The organism is uncultured Clostridium sp. (genome assembly GCF_934754915.1).
In the GTDB taxonomy this organism is placed as follows: Bacteria; Bacillota; Clostridia; order Clostridiales; family Clostridiaceae; genus Clostridium.
Genome location: NZ_CAKVKB010000247.1, coordinates 1 through 3,426 on the forward strand (window position 1 = coordinate 1; position 3,426 = coordinate 3,426).

Here is a 3,426-nt window from a genome sequence, read left to right on the forward strand (position 1 = left end):
CATCTAATCCATAACCAGGATTTAATAAGTTTCCAACACAAAGAGCAACTGTAATTGCAAGTGCAGTTGTTACAATATAAAATACAATGGTTTTAACTCCTACTTTACCAAGAGTTTTAGTATCACCTATTGCCATACTTCCACATACTAATGAACAAAAAACAAGAGGCACAACAAGCATCTGCATCGCTCTTAGGAATCCATTACCAATCACATTAAAAACTCCATCAATAAAGAAGTTTCTAACATTTCCATCAGGAATAAAGTAGTGAAAAATCATTCCGCACGTTGCTCCAGTTAGAAGTCCTATAAATATCCATGTAGTTAATCCTATTTTTTTATTATTCTTCACAATTTAAATCTCCTTCTATCTAATAGTTGTTAATGTATTTTTCTAAATCTTCTTTCCAATTTGGAAATTTATATACATTGCATAATTTGAGCATAAATTTATCAATTTTAATATTTTTAATACAATCAGTGTTTTTATTAATTAATTCTAATATAGATGTATCATTTGATAACTCACTATATTTTTTTAAAAATTCATTATAGGTACATGTTCCTGTACTTGATGCGTGATATACTCCATATTCAGGAGTGTCCATGAGAGATATTATAAATGATGCAATTTCATTACAACTTGTAGGAGAAATGATTTTATTCTCTTTAAAAGGTCTTTTAATAAGATCTTCTTTTTTGCCATAAATATAATCTGAACGAACTATAAAATATTTGTTGTTTAATTCTCTTACATATTTTTCGCCTTGAAATTTTGATTTTGCATATATTCCAGATGGGCTAGGTTCATCAAATTCTGTATATCCCCTTTCAATTTCTTTGCTGAATATTGATGTGGTTGATAAATGAATAAATCTTGCCTCTATTTTTCTTGAGCATATAGCAAGATTTCTAGGAACTATAGAATTAATTTTATATGCTTTTATTGGATTCTTTTCACACTCATCTATATCATATAAATCATAACAGTTTATGACTGCATCAGGATGATTTAAGTAACTGAAACTTAATGCCTCATCAATTTGTGAAACATCTACATCATCCATGTCTGTAGCAATAATATTGATTTTCATTGTGTCAATTTGTTTTAATATAGCTTGACCCACAGGAGTTTCTGATCCTATAAGCCATGCTTTATGAATTTTTCTCATAATATAATCTCCTTATAACTGCAAATTTTATATGTATAAATAGTTTACCATGTAAAAATACTTTTATATAGTATTTTATGACATATTTCTTTTAAAAAAGTTATATTTATGACACTTTATTGGATAAATTGTAAAATAACCATTTTCTAAATTATATGCTTATATTTAGATTTTCACTGAAATAATAAATATAGATTTAACTTTTATATTATAAATCATGGCAATAAAAAATAGCTGTAACATTCTAAGTTACAGCTATCTTATTGATATGATTTAATTATTAGTAAAAGATATTGATTTTTCTGGAGTTATTGTTGAAATTGAATGTTTGTAAATTAACATCATACTTCCATCACAATCCAAAATAACAGTGAAATTATCAAATCCCTTTACTGTTCCTTTTATTTGAAAACCGTTTAGTAAGTGAACTGTCAGATTGATTTGATTTTTTCTTGCATTATTTAAGAAAATATCTTGAATGTTATTGTTTGTTTTATTGACCATAAAAACCCTCCCATATAATTGTTAAATAATATATAATTACATTATAAACTTAGTTATTTCTTATGTCATTAAGAATTTTATTTAGAATTTCTTCATCATTCATTGTATCTTTATCAAGGAATATGCATCGTTTATCTCTTCTAAACCATGTAAGTTGTCTTTTTGCATAATTTCGAGAGCCTTGCTTTATCATATTTACAGCATCTTCCAATGATAGTTTATTTTCTAAATAATAAAGAATTTCTTTATATCCAATTCCTTGCATTGACTGCATATCAGAAGTATATCCCATTTCTTTGAGTTTTATACATTCTTTTAAAAGTCCATTTTCCATCATTATGTCTACTCGCTTATTGATTCTATCATAAAGTTTTTCTCTATTCATTGTGAGAACATAATAATATATATCATAATCACTTTTGTAAAAATCATTTCCAGCATTAAACGAGCTAAAAGGCTTTTTGGTAAGTTTATATACTTCCAATGCTCTTATAACTCTTTTTCTATTATTGGCATGAATTTCCTTATAACTTATTGGATCTATATCTTTAAGCATTTCATGAACATAGTCATTCCCTTTCTCATCACATAACTTTTCAAGTTTTTTTCTATATTCTTCATCTTTTTCTGCATCAGTAAAAGTCATGTTACATGTTAAAGAATTTATATATAATCCAGTCCCTCCAGCTATTATAGGAAATTTTTGTTTAGATAATATTTCTTTTATAGCTTTTTCACCATATTCTTTAAAATCTGCTACAGAAAAAGAAATATCAGGCTCAATAATATCTATTAAGTAGTGTTTTATCCCATCCATTTCTTTTTCTGTAACTTTTGCTGAACCTATATCCATAAATTTATATATCTGCATAGAATCAGCTGAAATTATTTCACCATTAAGCTTTTTGGCAAGTTTTATTGAAAGTTCAGTTTTTCCAACAGCAGTAGGCCCTCCAAGGACAAGTAATTTTTGTTTCATAGTTATTTCCTCTCTAAAACATACATCATAAATTTGTGATATATTTATAGTTTATTATATTGTTATACTATTCTTCTGAATTTTTTATCTATATCAGTACTCGTAAATTTGACAATAACAGGTCTGCCATGAGGGCAGTGAAAAGGGTCATCTATATATCTTAAATCTTCTACAAGCTTAATCATTTCATTCATAGTTAATTCATCATTCCCTTTTATCGAAGCTTTGCATGCTTTTGTTGCAATAGCATTATGCTTTGCTTCTACAGTTTTTCCATTGCCAAGATTTTTTAAATTATCTAATATGTCCAGAAATAATTTTTTTGGATTTAATTTACCTAGAAAATAAGGAACTTCTTTTAATGCTACAGATGTTCCACCAAATTCTTCTAAAGTAAAACCTGCTTCTTTAAAAACATTTTTGTTTTCTTCAAAATAGGAATAATCATCACATGAAAGATCTATTATATTTGGTACCATTAATGGCTGAACTATTATATCACCATTTTCTATATTTTTTATATATTTTTCAAAATTAATTTTTTCATGAGCTGCATGTTGATCAATCATATATAAAGTACTGTCATATTCACATAAAATGTAGGTCTTATTATATTGACCGATTATAGTTAAAGGTGGGAATTTTGCAGTCTTTTTTTGTTTATTTATAGACTCAGCATCACAATCAGCAATTGTATTTGTATCAATAGATGTATTTGTTAATGTTTTTGAAGATTTCAAAGGATCATATTCAGAATTTTCAGTATAAGAC

The 3,426-nt window shown here is 26.6% G+C and carries 4 protein-coding genes and 1 pseudogene; all 5 read right to left on the bottom strand.

Annotation, left to right across the window (positions count from 1 at the left end; genetic code table 11):
* On the bottom strand, positions 1–352 hold a 352-nt coding region (locus Q0F58_RS18285; protein WP_294379320.1), incomplete at its 3' end, for a dicarboxylate/amino acid:cation symporter.
* Between the two features lie 19 nt (positions 353–371).
* Positions 372–1,172, bottom strand: a complete 801-nt coding sequence (locus Q0F58_RS18290) for a sugar nucleotide-binding protein (protein WP_294379322.1) — start codon at positions 1,170–1,172, stop codon at positions 372–374.
* 273 nt (positions 1,173–1,445) lie between these two features.
* The gene (hfq, locus tag Q0F58_RS18295; protein WP_294379324.1) at positions 1,446–1,676 is read right to left on the bottom strand and encodes an RNA chaperone Hfq; all 231 of its coding nucleotides are present in this window, start codon (positions 1,674–1,676) and stop codon (positions 1,446–1,448) included.
* Positions 1,677–1,725: 49 nt separating this feature from the next.
* Positions 1,726–2,655: a tRNA (adenosine(37)-N6)-dimethylallyltransferase MiaA gene (gene miaA / locus Q0F58_RS18300; RefSeq protein ID WP_294379326.1), complete on the bottom strand. Its 930-nt coding sequence runs from the start codon at positions 2,653–2,655 to the stop codon at positions 1,726–1,728.
* Between the two features lie 62 nt (positions 2,656–2,717).
* Positions 2,718–3,426, bottom strand: a pseudogene (locus Q0F58_RS18305) (DNA mismatch repair protein MutL); the annotation flags it as partial.